Raw genomic sequence first — 688 nt, forward strand, 5'->3', positions numbered from 1 at the left:
CTGTCATCCTTAAAATCTTTAACAACCTTCAAAGTATCATCAGTTGAACAGTCATCAATAACTAAAACTTCAAAATCTTGTACTGTTTGGTTTAAAACAGAATCTATAGCCTCTCTAATAAAGGGCGCTACATTATAAACAGGAAGTACAACAGATATTAAGGGTGTTTTCATATCCTACCCAATATTAAAACCATTAAACTCTTCATTTTAAACGGCAACTTATGTAATGGATACGCTATAAAAGCTTTGTATAACAAATAGTATTGAGAACATTTTTTATTAGAAAATTTAAGACGTTCAAACCGTTTTATATAATAATTAGAGGCTAATATCTTTATATAACTCTTTGAAAAATTATCAATTTTAAGGTGTTTCTTTTTTCGTCGTTTATAAGCTTTTAACATGGCATAAAAATGCCAATACTCAGCTTTATAAAGGTTATCATTATTTGAAATGCTATGTTCATGAACTCTATAACGATACAAAACCTTATCTAGAAACAAATGCTTGCCCTGTTCTTCTAGCTTGTAATACAAATCTTGGTCAACTGCCCGTTTCATAAAAGGGTTTATACCTCTAGATTGTGTATATGCCGCTTTCTTAAAAGTAGCAAAGTGGGTTAAAGCACCATTAGCATAGGTTAAATACGATTTTCCTTTGGGTATGTTGCTTCCATATAGGCTTGG

General features: G+C 30.8%; 1 protein-coding gene and 1 pseudogene. Both read right to left on the minus strand.

Annotated features, from left to right (window positions below; genetic code table 11):
- Window positions 1-173: glycosyltransferase family 2 protein (locus tag FUA24_RS26090; protein WP_148540138.1), on the minus strand; the 173-nt coding region annotated here is incomplete at its 3' end.
- Window positions 170-688, minus strand: a pseudogene (locus FUA24_RS24970) (hypothetical protein); the annotation flags it as partial. The pseudogene FUA24_RS24970 and the gene FUA24_RS26090, both read right to left, overlap by 4 nt.

The sequence above is a fragment of the Seonamhaeicola marinus genome (genome assembly GCF_008085455.1).